The sequence below is a fragment of the Pseudoduganella sp. jia 12 genome, from assembly GCF_055502675.1.
Genome location: NZ_JBUXKP010000005.1, coordinates 355,267 through 379,680 on the forward strand (window position 1 = coordinate 355,267; position 24,414 = coordinate 379,680).

The window sequence follows — 24,414 nt, forward strand, 5'->3', positions numbered from 1 at the left end:
TTTCCTCCAGGGTATTCACTCGTTGCGCCTTCACTTGTTGACCGCCACGTCGTCGCTGCCGGACGGGCCGGCCGGCGACGCGTGGTGGTGCTGGCGCGCCGCATAGCCCTGGCACCACCGCGCCAGCGCCTGCCGCTCCGCTTCCAGCACATCCTCCAGGTCGAAATACTGCGCATTGTTCATCGTGCCGCAGCAGGCGCGGCGGTCCTGCATCCCTTGCGGCCGGTCGTCGCGCACCGGCGCCAGTTTCGCATGGGCCGGCACATCGTCGGAGAACGTGGCGAGATCGACATCGACCACGCCGCGCAGCGCGAAGCGGTTGCGGATGAAGTTGCGGTACTCGACAGGCTTGCCGTCGGCTTCGGCCAGGCGCAGCAGGTGGTTCACCACGTCCACGAACGTGGCGGCCCGGTCCGGCGCCGCCACGATCGCACGCAGCGTCAGGCTGCACAGGTAGCCGCCCACGCGGTGCAGCACGGCGGCATCGTCTTCCAGGCCCGGCTGGCGTTCGAACGAGAACATGTCGGCCAGGATGTCGTACATGGCGCCCGTGAACACTTGCGAGATCGCGTGCACCTGGTCGCCCGTTTCCTCCAGCGTCAGGTCGTTGTCGGCGTTGCGCAGGCCATTGCTGCGGCCCAGCGCCAGGCCGAACTCCTCGGCCATGTCGGCCAGGAAGGTCTTGTCGTGCAGGTCGGCCTTGGTCTGGGCGATCACGGCTTCCACCTGGTCCATCTGCGACAGTGCCAGGAAGATCGCGGTGAGGTCGCCGAACGATTCGTGCAGGCCGCCCGTCTGCGGCGGCGCGGACGACAGGATCCACTGCGGCTTCAGCCCGTCGAGTACCGCGTGGCCCGCTTCATGCGCCACGATGTCGAACGAGCGGCACGTGAACATGCGCCCGGCCGCGCCGTTCGGCATGAAGTGGCCGAATTTCAACGCCCGCTCGTTGCGGCTGTAATAAGCGTTCATCACGTTCGGCAGGCCGTGCGGGAAAACCTGCAGTGGCGCCGTGTTGTTGCCGCTGTTCCATGCCCAGGGCAGCAGGGCGCCGCTGTCGTCCGCGGCCAGCACGCGCTGGTACATCGTCAGCGTCTGGCGCACCACGGTGAAGGTGTGCACGGCGTCGAACTGTTCGCTGTCCGGCGGTGCGATGAAGTCGCCGAACGCGTTCGGGCTGACCGGGGCAATGCCCGGCTGGCCGGAAGCGATGCGCGCATCGCGCGGCCCTTCCAGGATCACGCCATGCAGGTAGGCCTTGCGGGTGCCCAGGTCGTCCACGGAAGGGTCCTGCTTCCACATCAGCACGCGCGCGCCGGCCGAGGCGGCGGGCACTCGCTGCGGCACGCCGGGTGCCGTCTTCAGCCGCGGGCTGCCTGGCTGCTCGGTCAGCTTGGCCACCTTCCGGTGCAGCCGGTAGGGAGCGGACGGCGTGGGCACGAATCCCACAGGCAGCTCGGGGCGGGTCGTCAATACCGCTTCCAGCCCCGGCACGATCACTTTCTGGTCCATATCGATCTCCTCAGGTTTCACGCGCGCGGTGTAACAGGAAATTCAACAGGAAATTCCCGCACCTGGATCGATGGTCTTCCTGCGCGAGCGCCGCAAGTTTGATCCGCCTCAAACGTCTTACGTGCGAATGGGTCAGACATTGCCGGTTTACAATGATGATGTATTTCAAACGGAGCAATGCATGACGCCCAGCCTTATCGAGATCGCCGGCGCAATCCTGTTCGCCGCCGCCATCCTGCACACGTTCACCGCCAAGCTGTTCGAGGGCGTGGCGCAGCGCTATCCCGCCCATGCCGGCATCTGGCACCTGCTGGGCGAAGTGGAGGTGGTGTTCGGGTTCTGGGCGCTGGTACTGGTGGCGTTCATCGGCGCCACGGCCGGCAGCGGTGCCGCGGTGGCTTACCTGGACAGCCGCAACTTCACCGAACCCATGTTCGTCTTCGTGATCATGGTGATCGCCGCCACGCGGCCGATCCTGCAGACGACAAAGGCCGCGGTGGCGCTGCTGGCCCGTGCGCTGCCGCTGGGCGGCAGTGCCGGCACGTATTTCATCGTCATGGCGCTGGTACCCCTGCTGGGCTCGTTCATCACGGAACCGGCCGCGATGACGCTGGCGGCGCTGATCCTGTCGGAACGCATCTTCGCGGGCGGCATTTCGGAACGGCTGAAGTACGCCACGCTGGGCGTCCTGTTCGTCAACATCTCGATCGGCGGCACGCTGACGCCCTATGCGGCGCCGCCGGTGCTGATGGTGGCGGCCAAGTGGGGCTGGGACTTGCCGTTCATGCTGTCGCACATCGGCTGGAAGGCGGCGCTGGCGGTGTTCGTGAATGCAGCCGGCGTCACCGCGCTGTTCGCCCGCGAACTGGCCGCGCTCCGTCCCGCCGCCGGCGACCGGGGGGAGGCCGTGCCGTTCGCGCTCGTACTGGCGCACCTGGCATTCCTGGCCGGCGTGGTGCTGTTCGCGCACCATCCGCCCGTATTCATGGGGCTGTTCCTGTTCTTCCTGGGCGTGGCCCATGCCTACGAGCGCTTCCAGGACCGGCTGATCCTGCGCGAAGGCTTGCTGGTGGCCTTCTTCCTGGCCGGCCTCGTGGTGCTGGGCGGCCAGCAGCAGTGGTGGCTGCAGCCGGTGCTGATGAGCATGAGCAGCGATGCCGTGTTCTATGGCGCCACGGCGCTGACGGCCATTACCGACAATGCCGCGCTCACCTACCTGGGCTCGCTGGTGGAAGGCCTGAGCGACGAATTCAAGTATGCCCTGGTGACGGGCGCGGTGGCCGGCGGCGGCCTGACGGTGATCGCCAACGCGCCGAACCCGGCCGGCATGTCGATCCTGAAGGAACACTTCGCGCTGCAAACGGTATCGGCGCTGCCCCTGCTATTGGCCGCGCTGGTGCCGACAGCCGTGGCGATTGCCGCGTTCAGGCTGCTGTAGCAGGAACGGTTATGGCATCATGGCGCCTTTTTGCCGAACCCGAGCATGATCAACATTACCCAACCCCACAACCTTGCGCCCGAAGCGGCGCGCGCCGCAGCCCAGCAGGTGGCCGACAAGCTGGCGCGCGACATGGACCTGTCCTGCCAGTGGCAGGGCGATGTGCTGCGGTTCGAGAAAAGCGGTGTCGAAGGAACGCTGACGCTGCTGGAAAACCAGGCGCAGATGCAGATCAAGCTGGGGTTCCTGTATGGCGCCTTCGCGCCGGCGATCCAGAGCAAGGTCGCCGAAAAGATGCGCAAGGTGTTCGCGCCCGAATGATGCCGCGGGCCGGCGGGCGCCGGCCCGGATGAGCAACCGTCCGTGAAGGGTCAGGCCTTGAGGTCGGCGATCAGGTCGATGTACTGTTGCTGCGCGTCTTCCTGCGACGTGCCCTGCAGGGCCGCCCAGGCGTCGTACTTGGCGCGGTTGACGAAATCGGTCATGCCGGGGCGCTCGCCGGTCGCGTCGCCGCTGGATCCCTGCTTGTACAGCGCATAGATCTTCAGCAGCGTCATGTTGTCCGGGCGTTCCGGCAGGTTCTTCGAATCGGCGACCGCCTGGTCGAATGCTTGTTGCAGGCTCATGGTGTCCTCGTTGGGTTGCAGGGTTGGAATCGCCGCATCATACAAAAACGGCGGGCACTCCGACGCAGGAAACTGTAGAGCACCTATTCCAATGTCTTGCGCAGGCGCGGTGCCGAAATGAACACGGCGGCCCGGACCCGAGGCGACCGGGCCCTGACCGCCGTTTGCGCAAAACCGTGATTACTTCTTCTTGGTCGGGTTCACAGCCGCCTTCAGCGTCGCGCCGGCCGAGAATTTCGGCGTCTTGGACGCGGCGATCTTGATCGCTTCGCCGGTTGCAGGATTGCGGCCTTTGCGAGCAGCGCGCTTGGCAACCGAGAAGGTGCCGAAGCCGGTGATGCCGACCGTATCGCCTTTTTTCAGGCGTTCGGTAACGATGGCAATCAGGGTATTCACTGCGTCGTTGGCGGCGGCACCGGACATTTCGGTACGCTTCGCGAATTCTGCAATCAGTTCGCCTTTTTTCATTACTACCTCCGTGGTTAATAGAGGCCGCAGATTAGCACAATATTTGCGGAAAGTAATCTCCGGAACCAACAGAAACCCTTATGGCTGCTGGGCTGCTGCGGTGCGGCATAAGGTGCCGCGCAGGACGATGCGGGGCCGGCTGCAGGTTGGGTGCAAGGCGGGCGCGGGACCGCCACGGCCCGGTGCTAATATGAAGGATCGATGTTCCAACGAGGCGGGGCCAACATCATGAGCTTTTCCGACGAAACCCTGATGGCGTATGCCGATGGCGAACTGGACGTGGCCACGCGCCGCGCCGTGGAGCAGGCCTGTTCCACCGACCTCGCGCTGGCCCGGCGCGTTGCCTACTACAAGACGCGGCGCAGCAATGCGTTCGCCGGCTTCGCTCCCGGCGACGACGGCCAGCGCGCGCGCCAGGCGCGCCAGGCCACCATCGTCAGCCTCGACGCCGTGCGGGCGCGGCGCGAAGCCACCCAGCTGGCGGCGCGCAAGGCCACGCGCGAACGGCGCTGGTCATGGCCGGAATGGACGGCGCTGGGCGGGGTACTCGTCGTTGGCGTGCTGGCCGGCACGTTCGGGCTGTCCTACCTGCAGGCGGACGAACCGGAGGTCGACCTGATCGCCAGCCACGACGGCACGCTGACGGCACAGGGCCGCCTCGTTACCGCGCTCGAGCAGCAGTTGTCGGCGCCGCCGGGCGCGGCCGGCGTGGCCACCAATGCGGCGGCACGGGCGGCCGGCGCGGTGCGGATCGGCATGTCGTTCGTGTCGACGGATGGCAGCTATTGCCGCAGCTTCGCCAGCGGCACCGGCACCGCCGAGATCGATGGCCTGGCCTGCAAGGCCGGGCAGGAATGGCGCCTTGCCCTGGTGATGCAAAGTCCGCAGCCGGTCCGGGCCGGCACCGGCAGGGCGGCTGGCGAGATTGCGCCACCGGTGGAAACGGCGATCGAACAGCGCATCGCCGGCGACCCGCTCGATGCCAAGGCCGAGCAGGAAGCCATGCAGCGCGGCTGGCAACGCTAGCGTCGCCGCCGCGGGTGCGATTGCGCTACCGGATTTTCGCTGTCATCGAACGAACAAAGGCGCCACATGGGCGCCTTTGCTTATTGCCGGCTTATTTATTGCCAGGCCATTCATTACCGGGTCATTCGTTACCGGTCATTCATTACCGGTCTTTCATTACCGGTCATTCATTACCGGGTCATTGTCGGGTCAAAGGCGCAGGCCCGCACGACCGGCTTACTTCTTCTCTTCTTCCTCGTCGTCGTCGTCCGACAGGGCAGCCTTGCCCACGTAGACGACGCCCTTGCCGGCAGCGACCCCCACGTCGACCGCGGTCGATGCGACGGTCACGCCGGCGCCCACCACGGCCGCGCCGACGGCAACCACGGTGCAGCCGCACAGCGCCATCGCCGCCAGCAGGCCGGCCGCGAGCAGCGGCCAGCGCGCCGGTGCCGGCAAACGCATCACACGCGCGGCAGCGAAACGTCGAAGCGATGCCGGCAGGCGCATCACACGCCCAGCAGCTCGACGTCGAAGATCAGCGTGGCGTTCGGCGGGATCACGCCGCCGGCGCCGCGTGCGCCGTAGCCCAGGTCGGCCGGAATGATCAGCTGGCGCGTACCGCCGACCTTCATGCCCTGCACGCCTTCGTCCCAGCCGCGGATGACCATGCCGGCGCCCAGCGCGAATTCGAAGGGGTCGTTGCGATCCTTGCTGGAATCGAACTTGGCGCCCTTGCTGCCGTCGGCGTTCTGCAGCCAGCCGGTGTAGTGCACGGTGACGTTCTGGCCGGCTTTCGCCTCCGCGCCGTCGCCGACCTTGACTTCGTCGTACTGCAGGCCGGATGAGGTAGTGGTGATGGACATGGGCGTTCCTTTACATGTTGGTTCGGACTGGGGATTGTAGTGCAAGGGGCCGCCCGCGGGCTAGTGGAGCACTCTTCCTGGCAAAGCCGGCAATGCCTTGATGAAAAGTCATGGTTTCCCCTCCGCACCCGGGCAATGAATGCCCCTGCAAAACGAGCGGTACTACCTGCCATGCCCGGCATTGGCCGTAAAATACGGCCTCCGACACCACTGCCGCGAGTCGCCATGTTCCGCAGTATCCGTTTCCTTCGTTCCCGGTCCTTCGCTTCGGGTCTGACCAGCTTGCCGGTTGTGCATGCCGACAGATTGCTGCTGCCGGCATCGCGCATGCCGCGATGCCGGCAGCATGCGAACGTGCGCGACCCGTTCGCGCGCACCGGCGCCGACGGCACCGTGATGCCGGGTCGCGTTCACGGCCGCGGTTTCCGCCGCCAGCAGTGGCCGGGCCTGCCGCGCAGGGTCGAATTCGCACGGAGGGCACACTGATGCGCGGCGTACTGAATGCCTATGGCCGCGCCGTGCTGTCGCAGCTGCACGGCCGCATGATGCTGCTGTCGGTGGTGCCGTTCCTGCTGTCGCTGGGCGTGTGGGCCGTCGTGCTGTACTTCACGCTGCAGCCGCTGCTGGACTGGCTGACCGGCCACTTCTTCGATTTCGAGCTGTACCAGTACTCCAGCCGCTGGCTGGAAGACATCGGCCTGGCCATGCTGAAGACGGTGGTGGTGCCGCTGTTCGCCATGCTCCTGCTGCTGCCGCTGATGATCCTCACGGCGCTGATCTTCATCGGCGTGGCGGCCGTGCCGGCCATTGTGAAGCACGTGGGCGACCGGCATTTCCCGCACCTGGAAAAGCGCCAGGGCGGCAGCCTCGTCAAGGGCATCGGCAAGGCCATCTCGCTGTTCCTCGTGTTCATCGTGATCTGGCTCTGCCTGCTGCCGCTGTACGTGGTGCCGCCGCTGGCGATCCTGTCGTCGGCATTGCTGTGGGGCTGGCTGACATCGCGCGTGATGAGCTACGACGCGCTGTCCGAGCACGCCAGCGAAGAAGAGATCGGCATCCTGCAGCGTGAAAGGAAATGGCCGCTGCTGGCGATCGGCGTGGCTTCCGGCATGGCCGGTTCGCTGCCCGCGATCGTCTGGATCGGCGGCGCGGCGATCGCCGTGGTGATGTTCCCGTTCCTGCTGGCCGCCGCCGTCTGGCTGTACGTCCTCATTTTCATCTTCACCGCATTATGGTTTCAGTATTATTGTCTGGAAGCGCTCTCCCAGTTGCGCGCGCGTAGTGAACCCACCATGGAGCATCAAGGCATATGAGCAGCAAGGCACCAACCATCGGACTGATCGTGATCGGCGACGAGATCCTGTCCGGCAAGCGCGTCGATGCGCACCTGCCGAAAGTGGTGCAGTTGCTGGCCGCGCGCGGCCTGCAACTGGGCTGGGCCGAATACATCGGCGACGAGCCGGAGCGCATCACAGCCACGCTGAAGCGCACTTTCGCCACGGGCGATATCGTGTTTTCCACCGGCGGCATCGGCGCCACGCCGGACGACCACACGCGCCAGGCCGCCGCGGCGGCATTGGGGCGGCCGCTGGTGCTGCATCCGCAGGGCGCCGAGAACATCCGCCAGCGCGTGCTGCAGGTGGCGCGCGACGAAGGCAGGGAGGTGGACCTGGATGCACCGGACAACCTGCAGCGCCTGAAAATGGCGGAGTTCGCCGAAGGCGCCGAACTGATCCCGAATCCCTACAACAACGTGGCCGGTTTCTCGCTGGGCAGCCATTATTTCGTGCCGGGCTTCCCCGTGATGGCGTGGCCCATGATCGAATGGGTGCTCGACACGCACCATGCGCACCTGTTCAACCGCGAGGCGCGGTCGGAACAGGCGGTGCTCGTGTTCGACGGCGCGGAGGCGGCGCTGACGCCATTGATGGAAGAAATCGAGGCCGCATGGCCGCGCGTGAAGGTGTTCAGCCTGCCCAGCGTGGGCGATGCGCAAACGCGCCGCCATATCGAACTGGGCGTGAAAGGCGATCCGGAGCAGGTGGCCAGTGCGTTCCTGCGGCTGTGCGCGGGGCTCGACGCGCAGGGCGCCGACTACCAGCGCATTGCCTGACGGCGGTGCCATGACAGCAACATGACGGCCCGATGACGGCACGATGACGGCACGATGAAACGAGCCGCCGCCGCCGGGGCCGTCACTGTTGCTTGCAGATCAGGGTCGTTGTTTTTTTGCGAAAATAAAGCACCTGCGCCAAATATTCTTCCTGCTGACCCGTGCGCACAGGTGCGATGTGGTGCAATGGCAATAAGCCGTGCGCCGTTTGCGCGGCCGCCGTTCGCCACCGCCTTTGTTCTCGCAGTACCCGGCGTACCAACCAACGCCTCACCTAACGCAGTGCAGCAATGCAGTACAAGTAAAGATAGCAGAACCTATGTCTTCCCAATACGACCAAGAACGGCAAGGCCTGGACGACGACCAGCCGGCCACGCCGCCGCCGTCCGAGCCCAAGGGCAAGCGCTCCCGTAACGCATTCATCCTGTTGATGCTGGTGCTGTTGTCGCTGGCCATCTGGTGGTTGATCCACGAATCGCGCACGTCCACGATGCAGGCGAAGTACTTCACCGGCGTCGTCAAGGAGCTCAACTACAAGGTCGAACCGGGGCCCAGCAACGCGATCCGCTTCCCGCACGACAGCCCGTATGACGAGCGCCTGGGTTACGCCAACATTCCCGACTACCTGGAGCGCCTCAAGGCGCGCGACTACCAGGTGCTGGCGCAGTCGCGCTTTTCGCCGAAGATGGTGGAGCTGGCCGACATGGGCGTGTTCACCACGTTCCGCGAAAAGACCCGCACGGGCCTGACGATCTACGATTGCCGCGCCCAGCCGCTGTTCTCGGCCAGCTACCCGGAGCGCATCTTCCCGGGCTTCCAGCAGGCGCCGGCCGCGCTGGTGCACAGCCTGCTGTTCATCGAGAACCGCGAGCTGCTCGATAGCACCTACCCGAAACGCAACCCCGCCGTGGAATGGGACCGCCTGTCGAAGGCGATCCTGGAAAAATCCGCGAGCGCCGTGGGCCTGGCGAGCAGCCGCGCCGCCGGCGGCAGCACGCTGGCCACGCAGATCGAGAAATACCGCCATTCGCCGGAAGGGCGCACGGGCTCGATGAAGGACAAGCTGCAGCAGATGGTTTCGGCCACCCTGCGCGCCTACCAGCAGGGCGAGGATACGACGGCGGTGCGCCGCCAGATCGTCGTCGATTACCTGAACACGGTACCGCTGTCGGCCAAGCCAGGCTACGGCGAAGTGAACGGCATCGGCGATGGCATGTGGGTCTGGTATGGCCGCGACTTCAACGAAGTGAACCGCCTGCTGGCCGGCCGCATGGACCAGCCGGGCAGCGCGCTCGTGTTCAAGGAAGCGCTGTCGCTGCTGATCGCGCAGCGCCGCCCCAGCTACTACCTGGGCGACGGCGACCGCGACCTGGAAGAACTGGCCAACAGCCACCTGCGCCTGCTGGCGCAGGCCGGCGTCATCACGCCGGGGCTGCGCGACGCGGCGCTGAAGGAAAGGCTGCGCCCGGCCAAGGGCAACGGCCTGCAGGCAGCGCCGCCGGTCAGCTATGTCACCAAGAAGGCCGCCAACACGGTGCGCGTGCACCTGGCGAACCTGCTGGGCGACAACCGCATGTACAACCTGGACCGGCTCGACCTGTCCGTGGTCAGCACGCTCGACGCGAACGCGCAGCGCGCCGTGGCCAGCATGCTGCGCGACCTGAAGGATGCCGCCGTGGCCGAACAGGCCGGCCTGACGGGCAAGGGCATGCTGGGCAACGGCGATCCGGCCAACGTGGTGTACAGCTTCACGCTGCTCGAGCGCGGCGACAAGGTGAACTACCTGCGCGTGCAGACCGATAACTACGACCAGCCGCTGGACATCAACGAAGGCGCCAAGCTGGACCTGGGTTCGACGGCGAAGCTGCGCACGCTGGTAACGTACCTGGACATCGTCGACCAGCTGCACAAGAAATACGGCCGCATGAGCGCCGATGAACTGGGCAAGGTGGTGTTCGATCCGAAGGACCGCCTGACCGCCTGGGGCATCGAGTGGCTGTCGATCACGCCGATGGACAAGCGCGACCTGACGGCGATGCTGAACGCGGCGATGGAGCGCACGTATTCCGGCAACCCGGGCGAAGGCTTCTTCACCGGCGGCGGGCTGCATTACTTCGGCAACTTCTCCAGGGAAGACAACGGCCGCATCCTCACGGTGCGCGAAGGCCTGCGCCGCTCCACGAACCTGCTGTTCGTGCGGCTGATGCGCGATGTGGTCAAGTTCTACATGTTCCAGATGCCGGGTTCGTCGGCCAGCCTGCTGGCGGACGCCGACGATCCGCGCCGCGCCCAGTACCTGGCCCGCTTCGCGGACAAGGAAGGCAAGGAATTCCTGTACCGCTTCTACGCCAAGTACAAAGGCAAGCCGAAGGGGGAGCTCGACAAGATACTGGTCGAAGGCGTCCGCCCCACACCGCTGCGCCTGGCCAATATCCACCGCACGCTGTTCCCGAAGGCGTCGATCGGCGAATTCGCCATGTTCGTCAACGGTAACCTGCTCGAACAGAACGAAGTGCCGCAGGAGCGCCTGGAAAAGATGTTCGACCAGTATGCGATGGACAAATGGAGCCTGGCCGACCGCGGTTACCTTGCCAACGTGCACCCGCTGGAGCTGTGGCTGGTGGCTTACCTGCGCCAGCACGATGGCGCCACGCTGTCGCAGGTGGTGGCCGCTTCCGAGAAGGAGCGCCAGGAAGTCTACCAGTGGCTGTTCAAGACGCACCGCAAGCACGCGCAGGACCGCCGCATCGCCGGCCTGCTGGAAATGGAAGCGTTCATCGGCATCCACACGCAATGGAAGAAGATGGGCTATCCGTTCGGTTCGCTGGTGCCGTCGTATGCGACCACGCTGGGCGCCTCGGCCGACCGGCCGGCCGCGCTGGCCGAGATGATGGGCATCATCGTCAACGGCGGCGTGCGCAAGCCCACCCAGCGCGTGGAATCGCTGCACTTCGCGGCCGGCACGCCCTACGACACGAAAGTGGCGCGGGCCGAGAAAGTGGCGGCGGAACGGGTGCTGTCGCCCGAAGTGGCCCACGTGGTCGCCGACGAGATCCGCGGCGTGGTGTCGGACGGCACGGCGAAGCGCGCCAAGACCGCCTTCGTGGCGGCCGACGGCACGAACATCGCCGTCGGCGGCAAGACCGGCACCGGCGACCAGCGCTTCGACGTGTATGCCGGCGGCGGCCGCCTGATCGAATCGCGCTACGTGAACCGCTCCGCCACGTTCGTGTTCAACATCGGCGAACGCTTCTTCGGCAGCATGACCGCCTATGTGCGCGGCCCCGAATCGAAGAACTACGACTTCACCAGCGCGTTGCCGGTGCAGCTGCTGACGGTACTGGCGCCAAGCCTGATGCCGCTCATCGAGCCGAACCAGGCCGCCGCATTGCCGGCCGATTCTTCGGTGGCTGCCGCAGCCGCCGCGCTGGGTGCGCCGGTCAAGGCCTGCGGCGGGTGATCCGCCTGGTGTCGAACATTTTTTCCGGGCGCTTTTCCGGAAAAAGTGTGCGACACCGGTTTCCTTCCGAAAACCGGTATCAGACACCTTTTTCTGGATGAAGCGCCCAGAAAAAAGTGTCTGACACCAGCGCTCCACCGCCGCCGAGTCTTCCACCCTTGCAGGTTCGGCCAAAAGTTGGCATCGTGCCAGCCATGATGAAACCCGTTCTCCGCTCCACGATGACCCGCCTGAAGAAGTTCACAAGCTTCTCGCCCCGCGACCTGCTCGCTTCCGCCGGCCCCACGATCCTCGCCATTGCCGCCGTCTGCATCGTGGCTTACCTGGTCGTCGACCCCGCGCCGCCGCGCCACGTGGTGCTGGGCACGGGGCAGGGGAACAGCGCCTACGACGTGTTCGGCAAGAAGTACCAGGAATTGCTGAAGAAGGAACGCATCGCGGTGGCGCTGCAAGGCTCGCACGGCTCGCGCGACAACCTGAAGCTGCTGAAGGAAGGCAAGGTCGACATCGCGTTCATGCAGAGCGGCACGACCGACGAGGCGGCGCCGGAGCGCGAAGGGCTGGTCTCGCTGGGCAGCCTGTTCACGGAACCGGTGTGGCTGTTCCTGCGTGTGAAGGAGGGCGTGTCGCCAGCCACGCAGCTGACGCAGTTGCGCGGCCTGAAGATCAATATCGGCGCGCGCGGCAGCGGCACGCCGCGGCTCGTGCGCCAGATCCTCGAGGTGAACGGCGTCGATCGCGCGGAGCTGCAGACCACGCAGCTCGACAACACGCCGGCCACGGTGGAACTGCTGGAGGGCCGCATCGACGGCCTCGTGTTCGCCGCCGCGCCGGACGACCCGCTGATCCAGATGCTGCTGCAGACGCCCGGCATCGCCCTGTTCGACTTCGCCCAGGCCGAAGCCTACACGCGGCGCCTGCCGTTCCTGACGCACGTGACGCTCCCGCGCGGCATCGTGGACCTGGGCCGCGACCTGCCGGCGCGCGACTACCACCTGATCGCGCCCACCGCCACGCTGGTCGCGCGCGACGACCTGCATCCGGCGCTGGTGGAACTGTTCGTGCAGGCCGCGGCGAAGATCCATGGCGGCGCCGGCTGGTTCCAGCAGCAGGGCCAGTTCCCGTCCGCGAAGTACACCGAGATTCCGGTGGCCGACGAAGCGGCCAAGTACTACAAGGATGGCGCACCGTTCCTGCAGCGCTACATGAGCTTCTGGCTGGCGAACTTCCTCGACCGCATGTGGGTGCTGCTGCTGGCGCTGTCCGCGCTGATCCTGCCGCTGTCGAAGATCGTGCCGCCGCTGTACGTGTGGCGCGTGCGCTCGCGCATCTACCGCTGGTATGGCCAGCTGCGCACGGTGGAAGGGGCGATCGAGGATGCGGTGGACGTGCCGCCGGCGGAGCGGGGCGCCATCTACGCGGTGCAGCTCGAACGGCTGAACGAAATCGAGGACCGCGTCAACCACCTGTCGATCCCGCTGTCGTTCGCCGACGACCTGTATGGCCTGCGCAGCCATGTGCATTTCGTGCGCCAGCGGATCGTGGGGCTGACGGGGGGAACGCCTGAGGAAAGCACGGTCGATACGTAGAACTACCCGTGTAAAAATTACGACAACATTGCGATCAAGGCACTGATTGGATTGACACCCCGTCGCACCGGCCCCGATGATGAGTTCGTTGCTGTCATTCGCTCACATCACTTGCACAAGGGATCAGGATGCACCGGAATACGCTACCAGCCAGGGCATTGCTTGCCGCCGCCATCGCTTCGCTGTTTGCCGGCCATGCCGCGCACGCGCAGCAGAATACCTCCACCGAAGACAACCAGGCCACCGTCGTCGTCACGGGCACGCGCGTATCGAATCGCACGGTGCTCGATACGACGGCCCCGGTCGACGTGATCTCGGCCGACACGATCAAGAATACCGGCGTGCCGGAGATCACGCAGGCGCTGTCCGTCGCGTTGCCATCGCTGAACTTCCCGCGCCCGGGCCTGGCGGACGGCACCGACACGATCCGCCCCGCCACCCTGCGCGGCCTGGCGCCGGACCAGACGCTGGTGCTGGTGAATTCGAAGCGGCGCCACGCCTCGTCGCTGGTCAACCTGAACGGCACGATCGGCCGCGGCTCGGCCGCCGTCGACATGAACACGATCCCCACCGGCATCGTGAAGAACATCGAAGTGCTGCGTGACGGCGCCTCGGCGCAATATGGCTCCGATGCGATCGCCGGCGTCGTCAACATCCGGCTGCGCACCGACAGGAGCGGCGGCGAAGCGACCGTCAGCTACGGCAAGCGCATCACGGAATACGAGTTCGCGGTCACGCCGCCGGTGGCCGGCGCGAACTGGGGAACCCAGGCCGATCGGGAGCGGCGCGATGGCGGCGTCGCCACCGTCAGCCTGTGGAAAGGCCTGGCATTGGGCGAAACCGGCTATCTCACGATCGCGGCCGAGTACAAGGACCAGGAGCACACGGAGCGCAGCGGCTACGACACGCGCCAGCAGTACCCGCTTGTCAATGGCGGCTTCGATCCCCGCGAGGCAACGATCAACCGCTTCAACGCGTGGTACGGCGAGCCTGAAATGAAGCAGTCGACCGTGTTCGCCAACGCCGGCGGCTCGGTCAGCGACAGCCTGAAATGGTATGGTTGGGCGAGCTACCAGAAACGCGAAGCGGAGTCGGGCGGCTTCTTCCGCCGTGCGCTGCAGGAAAACAATACGATCGCGATCTATCCGGACGGCTTCCTGCCGATCATCGCGCCGGACGTCGACGACTTCTCGGCCGCGGCGGGCTTCACGTGGACCATCGATGGCTGGGACATGGACTCCTCGTTCAGCTACGGCAAGAACAAGATGGATTTCACGATCCAGAACACGCTGAACCGCTCGCTGGGCGCGGCCAGCAAGACCGAGTTCGAGGCCGGCGGCTTTTCGTATGACCAGCTGACCTACAACCTGTCGGGGGTGCGCCAGTTCGACGTGGGCCTGGCTTCGCCGCTGAACGTGGCGCTCGGCGCCGAGGCGCGCAGGGAAGGGTACAAGCTGGAGGCGGGCGAGCCGGATTCGTACCGCAACGGCGGCGTGCTGCTGCCGAGCGGCCTGCCCACCGCTTCGGGCTCGCAGGTATTCCCCGGCTTCCGGCCCACCGATGAATCGGACAGCCACCGCACCGCATACAGCGTGTTCGCCGACTTCGAGGCGACGGTCCTGCCGTCTCTGCTGGCATCGTTCGCCGTGCGCGGCGAGCACTATTCGGACTTCGGCAGCAACTGGTCCGGCAAGCTGGCCGGCCGCTACGACTTCACCCCGGCCTTCGCACTGCGTGGCTCGGTGCAGAACGGCTTCCGCGCACCATCGATGCAGCAGCAATTCTTCACGTCCACCTCGACCAACTTCATCAACGGCGTGCCGTTCGACCTGACCACGTTCAAGCCGAACGACCCGGCCGCCGTGGCGCTGGGCGCGAAGCCGCTGGACGCCGAAAAATCCACGAACTTCTCGCTGGGCGCGGTCACCAAGCTGGGCCGCGGCAGCCTGACGGTGGACGCGTTCCACATCGACATCCGCAACCGCATCGTGCTCTCGGAAAACCTCACGCAGGCGAACGTGCGCAACTACCTGGTCGCGAACGGCTTCCCCGGCGTGGCCGGCGGCCGCTTCTTCATCAACGGCGTCGACACCACGACGAAAGGCGTGGACGTGGTGCTGAACTACCCGTGGAACCTGGGCAGCGCGGGCCGCTTCGACCTGACGCTGGCCGGCAACTACACGGATACGGACGTGGACAAGGTGCCGCAGACGGCCGAACTGGCCGCGCTGTCGCCGGCACCGGTGCTGTTCGACCGCGTCAACGTGCTCACGTTCGAGCAGGGCACGCCGAAAACCAAGTTCACCGCCAGCGGCACGTGGAACCTGGGCCCCTGGGGCGCCACCCTTCGGGCGACACGCTACGGCAAGGTGCTGACACCGGGCACGACGCCGGCGCTGGACCACACGATGTCCGCGAAAACGCTGGTGGACCTGGAAGGGCGCTGGAAGATCAACGACGCGCTGTCGCTGGCATTGGGCGCGGAAAACCTGTTCGACCAGTACCCGGACGCTTATCCCGCCGCGCTGAACACCACCGGCAACGCCCCGTTCACGAACTACTCGCCCTTCGGCCGCTCCGGCCGGTTCGTCTACGCGCGGCTGACCTACGCGCTGTAACCACCAGCAAAGTTGCCTGAAAAATGGGGTACGTCCCCATTTTTCAGGCAACATTTGAATGCGCCGGAGTTCAGGCGCCCAGCCAGGGCAACCCTGCCTTGCACCACCCGCCCACGGTCTTGCGGTGCCCCTCGGCATCCTTGTCTCCCTCGAACCCCTCCAGGATATCGAAGCTGTTGACGTAGCCGTTCTCGGTGGCAAGTTTCGCCGCATGCCGGGAGCGCACGCCCGAGCGGCACAGGAAAAGCAGCACATCGTCCTTGCCGGCCACACGGGAGAGCTGCTGCACGAACTCCGGATTCGGCACACCGCCCGGATACGTGCTCCACTGCACGGCGCCGTGCTGGGCGTCGGTGATGGCCACGCGGCCCACCCAGTCGCGTTCGGCGTTGGTGCGCACGTCGATGAGGCGCACGGTCGGGTTGCCCTGGAGAAGTTCATGCGCTTCCTGGGGCGTGACCGCTCCAGCATAGGGCAGGCCCTGGCCGCGCTCGCGGGCGCGCTCGAGAATGTCGTTGGTGCTCATTTGACGTTAATTCCTGTGGATTTGACTCTATCGTCGACGGCATGAAAACCGGCAAACATTCCGCCTGGACATTCGTGCCACATTTTGGGGCGCAGTGCGCGAAACTGGTGCAAAATGACCGGCACGCACCAAAAATGGGCGAAGCCCTCGATGCGCAAAGTTGGTGCATTTCGCCCTGTGTTTCCGTACGGATGATTTTAGTTTCCGTAGGGAGCAAGATCAATGTAACTCGCTGCATATCCATAGAAGCTTTACGCTGGCACGCTTCATGCATTACAGTACCCGAGTTACCGCCGCACAATGTGACGGCAGCCCTTTTCACTTAGGAGATGAGTAATGGCACGTACCGCCGAAGAAGTCCTGCAATTGGTTAAAGACAACGAAGTCAAGTTCATCGACTTCCGTTTCGCCGATACCCGTGGTAAAGAGCAGCACGTGACCGTGCCTGTGTCCCACTTCGATATCGACAAGTTCGAAAGCGGCCACGCCTTCGACGGTTCTTCCATTGCAGGCTGGAAAGGCATCGAAGCATCCGACATGATCCTGATGCCGGACCCGAGCACCGCCAACATCGATCCGTTCTTCGAAGAAACCACGCTGTTCATGCAGTGCGACGTGATCGAACCGTCGGACGGCAAGGGCTACGACCGCGACCCGCGTTCGATCGCCAAGCGCGCCGAAGCCTACCTGAAATCGTCCGGCCTGGGCGACACCGCCTACTTCGGTCCGGAACCGGAATTCTTCATCTTCGACTCCGTGAAGTGGAAGATCGACATGTCCGGCGCATCGGTCAAGATCGACTCCGACGAAGCATCGTGGTCGACCGACAAGGACATCGAAGGCGGTAACAGCGGCCACCGTCCGACCGTCAAGGGCGGCTACTTCCCGGTCCCGCCGGTGGATTCGTTCCAGGACATGCGTTCGGAAATGTGCCTGATCCTCGAATCGATGGGCATCCCGGTCGAAGTGCACCACCACGAAGTGGCCGGCGCCGGCCAGAATGAAATCGGCACCCGCTTCTCGACCCTGGTCGAGCGCGCCGACTGGACGCAGAACATGAAGTACGTGATCTGGAACGTGGCGCACAGCTACGGCAAGACCGCCACCTTCATGCCGAAGCCTGTCGTGGGCGACAACGGCTCGGGCATGCACGTGCACCAGTCGATCTGGAAAGACGGCAAGAACCTGTTCGCCGGCGACGGCTATGCCGGCCTGTCCGACTTCGCGCTGTACTACATCGGCGGCATCATCAAGCACGCCAAGGCGCTGAACGCGATCACCAACCCGGGCACCAACTCGTACAAGCGCCTGGTGCCTGGCTACGAAGCACCGGTGAAGCTGGCCTACTCGGCACGCAACCGCTCCGCATCGATCCGCATCCCGCACGTAGCGAACCCGAAAGGCCGCCGCATCGAGACGCGCTTCCCGGATCCGCTGGCGAACCCGTACCTGTGCTTCGCCGCGCTGATGATGGCCGGCCTGGACGGTGTGCAGAACAAGATCCACCCGGGCGAAGCAGCGTCGAAAGACCTGTACCACCTGCCGCCGGAAGAAGACGCGCTGATCCCGACCGTCTGCGCATCGCTGGAAGAAGCGCTGGATCACCTGAACAAGGACCGCGAGTTCCTGACCCGCGGCGGCGTGTTCACCGATTCGATGATCGATGCCTACATCGAACTGAAGATGACGGAAGTGACCCGCATGCGCCAGACGACGCACCCGGTCGAATTCGACATGTACTACTCGCTGTAATGGCGACGCTGCCGGAAGTTGAAACCCGGTAGCCATATCAGCGCGGGGAGGGCTTCGAGCCATCCCCGCGTTTTTTTTCGGTTGTTGTATAGTCGGGGCATGATCGCACGCTGCTCGTTGTTACTGGTTCTGCTTATGGCCGCCGCCGGCGCTTCGGCGCAGATTTACCGCTGCACGGATGCCGAAGGGCGCAAGGAATACACGGACCGCCAGATCCGCGGCAAGGCTTGCGTGCTGCTGGATTTGCCGAACGCGGCCATTCCAGCGCCGCCACGGGAGGCCGCAAGGCCACGCTCGCCGGCAACCGGGCCGTCCACCGCCACGGTGCCGCGTGCCGCCAGCCCGGTCGCGGGTGCGTCCGGCTTTCCACGCGTGGGCTCGGCCGAACAGAAAGCCCGCGATGCCGACCGCCGCCAGATCCTGACCGACGAACTGACCGCCGAAACGCAAAAGCTGGGCGAGTTGCGCCGTGAGTACAACAACGGCGAGCCGGAACGGCGCGGCGACGAGCGCAACTACGCCAAGTACCAGGAGCGGGTGGCCAGCCTGCGCGACGCCATCGCCCGCTCGGAACAGAACGTGCAAGCGCTACAGCGCGAGATCGCCAACATACGATGAAAATTGTGACCAATATCGCCCGTGCCGCGGCTGCGGCGGCGGGCGCCATCCCGCGTTCCCACACGCTCGCGGGGCTCGACCTGCTCGCCTCGGCGGTCGTGATCGTCGATGCCGATGGCCGCATCGCCTTTGCCAACGCCGCGGCCGAGAACATGCTGGAAAGCTCGCTGAAGGCATTGTCCCGCCAGCGGCTGTGCGACCTGTTTTCCCATCCCGTCGAACTGGAACATGTGATCGCGCAGGCGCGCGCCCACAAGTTTTCCGACCTGCGGCAGGAGCTGACCCTGGAGCGCCCAGGGCGCGAACCGCTGCACGTGCATGCGATCGCCAGCGCGATGGATGAGCCGGACGGCAGCGTGCTGCTGGAATTGCGCGAAACGGTGCAGCAGATGAAGCTGGACCGCGAAGAGCGGTTGCTCGACCAGAGCCAGGTGAACAAGGAGCTGATCCGCAACCTGGCCCATGAAATCAAGAATCCGCTGGGCGGCATCCGCGGCGCGGCCCAGTTGCTGGAAATGGAATTGCCGCCATTGCACCTGCAGGAGCTGCGCGAATACACGCAGGTGATCATCAAGGAAGCGGATCGGCTGCAGACGCTCGTCGACCGCCTGCTCGCGCCGCACCGCCGCCCCCATATCGTGGGCGACGTGAACATCCACGAAGTGCTGGAGCGCGTGCGCAGCCTGATGCTGGCCGAATTCCCCGCCGGCCTGGCGATCGTGCGCGACTACGATGCATCGCTGCCCGAGTTCCGCGGCGACAAGGAACAGCTGATCCAGACCGTGCTGAACATCGCCCACAACGCGGCGCAGGCACTCGCCGACCGCATCGAAACGGGCGATGCGCAACTCACGTTCAAGACGCGCGTGGCCCGCCAGGTGACGCTGGCCAAGGTGCGTTATAACCTGGCATTAGATTTGCATATCATCGATAACGGACCGGGCATTCCGCCCCAGATCCGCGACCGCATCTTCTACCCGCTCGTATCGGGAAGGGATGGCGGCAGCGGCCTGGGTTTGACGTTGGCGCAAACCTTCGTGCACCAGCACATGGGCGTCATCGAATGCGAAAGCAGGCCCGGCTTTACGGACTTCCGCATCCTGCTGCCCCTGCCATAAGCCGGGGGGCATGTGGCTGAAGTCCCTGATGAATCCAAATTGCGGGAAGCACATTACATATGAAGCCAATCTGGATTGTCGATGACGACGAATCGATCCGCTGGGTACTGGAAAAAGCACTAGCGCGGGAAAACCTCGCCACGAAGAGTTTTGCCAATGCGCGCGACGCGATCGCCGCGCTGGAATACGAGACACCGCAGGTGCTCGTGTCCGATATCCGCATGCCGGGCGACTCCGGGCTCGACCTGCTGTCGCTGGTGAAGTCGCGGCTGCCGGGCCTGCCCGTCATCATCATCACCGCGTTCTCCGACCTGGATTCGGCCGTGGCGGCTTTCCAGGGCGGTGCCTTCGAATACCTCGCGAAACCGTTCGACATCGACAAGGCCGTCGAACTGATCCGCCGCGCGCTGGACGAGAGCCTGCGCGAAGCCAGCGTGGAATCCGGCCCCGCCGACACGCCCGAGATCCTCGGCCAGGCGCCGGCGATGCAGGAGGTGTTCCGCGCCATCGGCCGCCTGTCGCAATCGAATGTGACGGTGCTGATCACCGGCGAATCCGGTTCCGGCAAGGAGCTCGTGGCGCGGGCGCTGCACAAGCACAGCCCACGCGCGGCGCAGCCGTTCATTGCGCTCAATACCGCCGCGATCCCGAAGGATCTGCTGGAATCGGAACTGTTCGGCCACGAACGGGGTGCATTCACCGGCGCGCAGACCACGCGGCGCGGCCGCTTCGAGCAGGCCGAGAACGGCACGCTGTTCCTCGACGAGATCGGCGACATGCCGTTCGACCTGCAGACGCGCCTGCTGCGCGTGCTGTCCGACGGGCATTTCTACCGCGTCGGCGGGCACCAGCCGCTGAAGGCCAACGTGCGCGTGATCACGGCCACGCACCAGAACCTGGAGCAGCGCGTGCGCGACGGCCTGTTCCGCGAAGATTTGTTCCACCGCCTGAACGTGATCCGGCTGCGGCTGCCCAGTTTGCGGGAGCGCCGCGAGGACATCCCCATCCTGGTGCGCCACTTCCTGGTGCAGAGCGCAAGGCAGCTCGGCGTGGAAGCCAAGCGCATGAGTGACGCGGCGCTCATGTTCCTGCAAAGCCTCGACTTGCCGGGCAACGTGCGCCAGCTGGAAAACCTGTGCAACTGGATCACCGTGATGGCGCCCGGCCAGACGGTGGAAGTGAAGGACCTGCCGCTGGAACTGTCCGAAGGGCAGGGCGCCATGCAGGCCGCGCCCGAGCTGCCGGTGCCGGTGTCGCCGCATGTGGCGCACAGCGTGTCGTTCGCCTCCGCCGGCGCACCCGCCGCACCGGGCCCGGATGGCTGGCTGTCGCTGCTGGAACTGCAGGCGGCCACGATGCTGTCCGACGGCCAGCAGGATGTGATGGACGTGCTGGGCCGGCAGTTCGAATCCGCCTTGATCCGTACTGCCCTCAAATACACGCACGGGCGCAAGAACGACGCCGCCGTGCGCCTGGGGATCGGGCGCAACACCATCACCCGCAAGATCGCCGAGCTGGGGATCGATGGGGCGAAGGAGGATTGACCGGCATTCCCTTCCCCGATTGCCTGATTTGCAGTCGGTGCGAAACCAGTTGATCCGAGCTCGGCAGTAAGCGGTTTTCAGGTAAGCTCCCGGTGTCACAACCGGGAGCTTGTTTTGGAATACCCATGCTGATCAACTGCGTCGCCTACCACGACGGCCGCAAGCTGGCCGACCTGCCGGTGGCCGACATCGGCAACTACATCGCGCGCGACGATGCGTTCGTCTGGGTAGCCATGCGCGACGCCACGCCGTCCGAACTGGCCGAGATGCAGCACGAATTCGGCCTGCACGAACTGGCCGTCGAGGATGCGCAGCGCGGCCACCAGCGCCCCAAGATCGAGGAGTACGGCGATTCGCTGTTCGTCGTGGTGAAAACGGTCGAGCCGCAAGGGGAGGAGCTTATCGTCGGCGAGATCGACATCTTCGTCGGCCACAACTATGTGCTGTCGTCGCGCCAGAACAGCAGCCACGACCTGATGGACGTGCGCGCCCGCGCCGAACGCGAGCCGCACCTGCTGCGCCATGGTGCCGGTTTCGTGCTGTATGCGCTGATGGATGCGGTGGTCGACCGCTATTTCCCGCTGGTCGACGCGTTCGAATCCGAGCTGGAGCAGATCGAGGAACGCATCTTCACGGGCACCTCGCAGCGCGACAATATCGAGCGCCTGTACGACCTGAAACGCAAGGTGATGACGTTGCGCCATGCCGTGGCACCGCTGCTCGATGCGGTCGGCAAGCTGCACGGCGGCCGCGTGCCGGCCGTGTGCGCGACCAGCCAGGAATACTTCCGCGACGTGCACGACCACCTGGCCCGCATCGCGGCGATCCTCGACGCGATCCGCGACACGATCGCCACGGCGATCCAGGTAAACCTGTCGATGATTGCGCTCGATGAGGGAGAAGTGAACAAGCGCCTCGCGGCATGGGCCGCGATCTTCGGGGTACTTACGGCATTCGCGGGCATCTGGGGCATGAACTTCACGTTCATGCCCGAACTGAAATCGAAGTACGGCTATCCGCTGGCATTGGTGGCGATGTTCTCGGTGTGCTTCTACCTGTATCGCCGGTTCAAGAAAGCCCGCTGGCTATAGCCATACCATGAAGCAAAACAGGGGACGGACCCCTGTTTATGGGAAAGCATTCTGCACCCGTACGGTCGGTACGCATCTCCGAAAAACTTGCCTGGAAACAGGGGTACGTCCCCTGTTTTTCGTGCCGCGCTCAGGCGTGGTCGGCGTCCGCCATCGACAGCGCCACGGCTTCGGCCACCTTGATGCCATCCACGCCGGCCGACAGGATGCCGCCCGCGTAGCCGGCGCCTTCACCGGCGGGGAACAGGCCGCGCGTGTTCAGGCTCTGCAAATCGTCGTCGCGCCGCTTGATGCGGATCGGCGACGACGTGCGCGTCTCCAGGCCAGTGAGCACCGCGTCGTGCTTGAAGTAGCCGCGCACCTGGCGGTCGAACGCCGGGAAGGCTTCGCGCAGCGCCTCGGTGGCGTAATCCGGCAGGATCGTCGCCAGGTCGGTCAGGTGCACGCCGGGCTTGTAGGAGGGGACGACGGCGCCGAATTCGGTGGACGGACGGCCCGCCACGAAATCGCCCATCAGCTGGCCCGGCGCGTTGTAGTCCTCGCCACCCAGGCGGAACGCGGCTTCCTCCAGCCTGCGCTGGAATTCGATGCCGGCCAGCGGGCCGCCCGGGTAGTCGTCCGGGCTGATGGACACCACGATCGCGCTGTTGGCATTGCGCTCGGCGCGCGAATACTGGCTCATGCCGTTGGTGACCACGCGGCCCGGTTCGGAAGCCGCCGCCACCACCGTGCCGCCCGGGCACATGCAGAAGCTGTACACGGCGCGGCCATTCTTCGCATGGTGCACGAGCTTGTAGTCGGCCGCGCCCAGGATCGGATGGCCGGCGTTCGGGCCGAAACGGCACGTGTCGATCAGCGATTGCGGGTGCTCCACCCGGAAGCCGATGGAGAACGGCTTGGCTTCCACGTACACGCCGCGCTCGTACAGCGTGTAGAACGTGTCGCGTGCGCTGTGGCCGATCGCCAGCACCACGTGGTTCGTGGCGATGCGCTCGCCGGTGGCCAGTTGCAGGCCGCGCACCTGGCGCACGCCGTTCTTTTCCTCGATGTCGAAGTCCACCACGCGCTGCTCGAAGCGGATCTCGCCGCCCAGCGCGACGATTTCCTCGCGCATCGCTTCCACCATCTTCACGAGGCGGAAGGTGCCGATGTGCGGCTTGCTGACATACATGATCTCTTCCGGCGCGCCCGCCTTCACGAACTCGGTCAGCACCTTGCGGCCCAGGTGGCGCGGGTCCTTGATCTGGCTGTACAGCTTGCCGTCCGAGAACGTGCCGGCGCCGCCTTCGCCGTACTGCACATTCGATTCCGGGTTCAGCGCGCGCTTGCGCCAGAAGCCGAACGTGTCCTTCGTGCGCTCGCGCACCGTCTTGCCACGCTCCAGCACGATCGGGTTCAGGCCCATCTGCGCCAGGACCAGCGCGGCGAACAGGCCGCACGGGCCCATGCCGATCACGACCGGGCGCGGCTGGCGGCCATCGCGGTTCACGCCGTGGGCAACGAATTTGTACGCCATGTCCGGCGACGGCATCAGGTGCACATCGCGCGCGTTGCGGGCCAGGACGCCGGCATCGTCCGTGGTTTCTAGGTCCACCGAATAAATCAGCACGATATGCGCCTTCTTGCGCGCATCGTAGCTGCGCTTGTGCACGGTGAATTGCAGCAGGGCTTCCGCGGGAATGCCCAGTCTTTCCAGGATTGCTTCCTTCAGCGCTGATTCTTCGTGGTTCAGAGGCAGTTTGATTTCATTTAAACGGAGCATGGCAATTTTTCAAGAAGGCTGCGAGGCGCGGACCCGGCAGGGTGGCGCACGGAAACCTTCCATTGTACCCGGACCGGCCAAGCGAGTCAGTTCGCACGGAAGTCCATCCTGGTGCATGCCCCATAACAGACAGGAACCGCACCATATCTGCTCTTTTCCGTATCGATTGTCGGACAACTGTTGTATCTGAGCCGCAAAAAAAACTTTCCCAATTGACACGCGAATTGACGGTGTGGTCAGATTTGCTATCGAACCGCAATTGACGATGATCAATGAGTGTTTGGTGGAGTCGTCCAAAAGGCGATTCG

The 24,414-nt window shown here is 65.1% G+C and carries 21 protein-coding genes; 14 read left to right on the forward strand and 7 right to left on the reverse strand.

The genetic code is table 11. The features are described 5' to 3' along the window. Positions 1 to 30 precede the first annotated feature (30 nt). Positions 31 to 1,512, reverse strand: coding sequence for a hypothetical protein (locus ACY65G_RS13740; protein ID WP_464997915.1), 1,482 nt, complete (start codon positions 1,510 to 1,512; stop codon positions 31 to 33). A 181-nt stretch (positions 1,513 to 1,693) separates the two neighbouring features. Here ACY65G_RS13740 and ACY65G_RS13745 point away from each other — a divergent pair, with 181 nt between their 5' ends. Both ACY65G_RS13745 and ACY65G_RS13750 read left to right on the forward strand, forming a co-directional pair. Beyond that, positions 1,694 to 2,950, forward strand: coding sequence for a putative Na+/H+ antiporter (locus ACY65G_RS13745; protein ID WP_464997916.1), 1,257 nt, complete (start codon positions 1,694 to 1,696; stop codon positions 2,948 to 2,950). 45 nt (positions 2,951 to 2,995) lie between these two features. Continuing rightward, positions 2,996 to 3,271, forward strand: coding sequence for a polyhydroxyalkanoic acid system family protein (locus tag ACY65G_RS13750; protein WP_464997917.1), 276 nt, complete (start codon positions 2,996 to 2,998; stop codon positions 3,269 to 3,271). A gap of 50 nt (positions 3,272 to 3,321) precedes the next feature. Here the strand turns inward: ACY65G_RS13750 and ACY65G_RS13755 are convergent, their stop codons facing one another. Next, positions 3,322 to 3,576 carry an acyl-CoA-binding protein gene (locus tag ACY65G_RS13755; RefSeq protein WP_464997918.1) on the reverse strand — a complete coding sequence of 85 codons (255 nt, stop codon included), beginning with the start codon at positions 3,574 to 3,576 and terminating at the stop codon, positions 3,322 to 3,324. Positions 3,577 to 3,756: 180 nt separating this feature from the next. Next, complete coding sequence (locus ACY65G_RS13760; RefSeq protein WP_050409188.1) at positions 3,757 to 4,044, reverse strand: HU family DNA-binding protein; 288 nt, start codon at positions 4,042 to 4,044, stop codon at positions 3,757 to 3,759. Positions 4,045 to 4,245: 201 nt separating this feature from the next. On the opposite strand from ACY65G_RS13760, the gene ACY65G_RS13765 reads away from it, so the two are divergent. Then, positions 4,246 to 5,070 (forward strand): anti-sigma factor, encoded by an 825-nt coding sequence (locus ACY65G_RS13765; protein WP_464997919.1) that lies wholly within the window; start codon positions 4,246 to 4,248, stop codon positions 5,068 to 5,070. 216 nt (positions 5,071 to 5,286) lie between these two features. On the opposite strand, the gene ACY65G_RS13770 is transcribed toward ACY65G_RS13765, so the two are convergent. Continuing rightward, positions 5,287 to 5,514 carry a hypothetical protein gene (locus ACY65G_RS13770; protein WP_464997920.1) on the reverse strand — a complete coding sequence of 76 codons (228 nt, stop codon included), beginning with the start codon at positions 5,512 to 5,514 and terminating at the stop codon, positions 5,287 to 5,289. A 44-nt stretch (positions 5,515 to 5,558) separates the two neighbouring features. Then, the gene (locus tag ACY65G_RS13775) at positions 5,559 to 5,915 is read right to left on the reverse strand and encodes an FKBP-type peptidyl-prolyl cis-trans isomerase (protein ID WP_464997921.1); all 357 of its coding nucleotides are present in this window, start codon (positions 5,913 to 5,915) and stop codon (positions 5,559 to 5,561) included. A gap of 225 nt (positions 5,916 to 6,140) precedes the next feature. Here ACY65G_RS13775 and ACY65G_RS13780 point away from each other — a divergent pair, with 225 nt between their 5' ends. The 6 genes from ACY65G_RS13780 (at position 6,141) to ACY65G_RS13805 (ending at position 15,695) form a co-directional block, all read left to right on the forward strand. Continuing rightward, positions 6,141 to 6,401, forward strand: a complete 261-nt coding sequence (locus ACY65G_RS13780; RefSeq protein ID WP_464997922.1) for a hypothetical protein — start codon at positions 6,141 to 6,143, stop codon at positions 6,399 to 6,401. Then, positions 6,401 to 7,228 (forward strand): EI24 domain-containing protein, encoded by an 828-nt coding sequence (locus ACY65G_RS13785; RefSeq protein ID WP_464997923.1) that lies wholly within the window; start codon positions 6,401 to 6,403, stop codon positions 7,226 to 7,228. The genes ACY65G_RS13780 and ACY65G_RS13785 overlap by 1 nt, the downstream gene beginning before the upstream one ends. Then, positions 7,225 to 8,028 (forward strand): competence/damage-inducible protein A, encoded by an 804-nt coding sequence (locus tag ACY65G_RS13790; RefSeq protein WP_464997924.1) that lies wholly within the window; start codon positions 7,225 to 7,227, stop codon positions 8,026 to 8,028. The genes ACY65G_RS13785 and ACY65G_RS13790 overlap by 4 nt, the downstream gene beginning before the upstream one ends. Before the next feature lie 319 nt (positions 8,029 to 8,347). Continuing rightward, complete coding sequence (locus tag ACY65G_RS13795) at positions 8,348 to 11,488, forward strand: transglycosylase domain-containing protein (protein ID WP_464997925.1); 3,141 nt, start codon at positions 8,348 to 8,350, stop codon at positions 11,486 to 11,488. Positions 11,489 to 11,709: 221 nt separating this feature from the next. Next, positions 11,710 to 13,077 (forward strand): TAXI family TRAP transporter solute-binding subunit, encoded by a 1,368-nt coding sequence (locus tag ACY65G_RS13800; RefSeq protein WP_464998028.1) that lies wholly within the window; start codon positions 11,710 to 11,712, stop codon positions 13,075 to 13,077. Between the two features lie 128 nt (positions 13,078 to 13,205). Next, positions 13,206 to 15,695, forward strand: a complete 2,490-nt coding sequence (locus tag ACY65G_RS13805) for a TonB-dependent receptor plug domain-containing protein (RefSeq protein ID WP_464997926.1) — start codon at positions 13,206 to 13,208, stop codon at positions 15,693 to 15,695. Between the two features lie 70 nt (positions 15,696 to 15,765). On the opposite strand, the gene ACY65G_RS13810 is transcribed toward ACY65G_RS13805, so the two are convergent. Next, on the reverse strand, positions 15,766 to 16,221 hold the full coding sequence (locus tag ACY65G_RS13810; protein ID WP_464997927.1) for a rhodanese-like domain-containing protein: 456 nt from the start codon (positions 16,219 to 16,221) through the stop codon (positions 15,766 to 15,768). A gap of 336 nt (positions 16,222 to 16,557) precedes the next feature. Here ACY65G_RS13810 and glnA point away from each other — a divergent pair, with 336 nt between their 5' ends. The 5 genes from glnA (at position 16,558) to ACY65G_RS13835 (ending at position 22,344) form a co-directional block, all read left to right on the forward strand. Further along, the gene (glnA, locus tag ACY65G_RS13815) at positions 16,558 to 17,973 is read left to right on the forward strand and encodes a type I glutamate--ammonia ligase (protein ID WP_464997928.1); all 1,416 of its coding nucleotides are present in this window, start codon (positions 16,558 to 16,560) and stop codon (positions 17,971 to 17,973) included. Between the two features lie 135 nt (positions 17,974 to 18,108). After that, a complete protein-coding gene (locus ACY65G_RS13820) occupies positions 18,109 to 18,591 on the forward strand; it encodes a DUF4124 domain-containing protein (RefSeq protein ID WP_464997929.1) in 483 nt (160 codons plus the stop codon). Beyond that, the gene (glnL, locus tag ACY65G_RS13825; RefSeq protein WP_464997930.1) at positions 18,588 to 19,709 is read left to right on the forward strand and encodes a nitrogen regulation protein NR(II); all 1,122 of its coding nucleotides are present in this window, start codon (positions 18,588 to 18,590) and stop codon (positions 19,707 to 19,709) included. Before ACY65G_RS13820 ends, glnL begins: the two co-directional genes overlap by 4 nt. A 59-nt stretch (positions 19,710 to 19,768) precedes the next feature. Further along, a complete protein-coding gene (gene ntrC / locus ACY65G_RS13830) occupies positions 19,769 to 21,253 on the forward strand; it encodes a nitrogen regulation protein NR(I) (protein ID WP_464997931.1) in 1,485 nt (494 codons plus the stop codon). A 125-nt stretch (positions 21,254 to 21,378) separates the two neighbouring features. Beyond that, entirely contained in the window at positions 21,379 to 22,344 is a 966-nt protein-coding gene (locus ACY65G_RS13835; RefSeq protein WP_464997932.1) for a magnesium and cobalt transport protein CorA, read from the forward strand. A 130-nt stretch (positions 22,345 to 22,474) separates the two neighbouring features. On the opposite strand, the gene ACY65G_RS13840 is transcribed toward ACY65G_RS13835, so the two are convergent. Next, entirely contained in the window at positions 22,475 to 24,106 is a 1,632-nt protein-coding gene (locus ACY65G_RS13840; RefSeq protein ID WP_464997933.1) for an NAD(P)/FAD-dependent oxidoreductase, read from the reverse strand. Between the last annotated feature and the right edge of the window lie 308 nt (positions 24,107 to 24,414).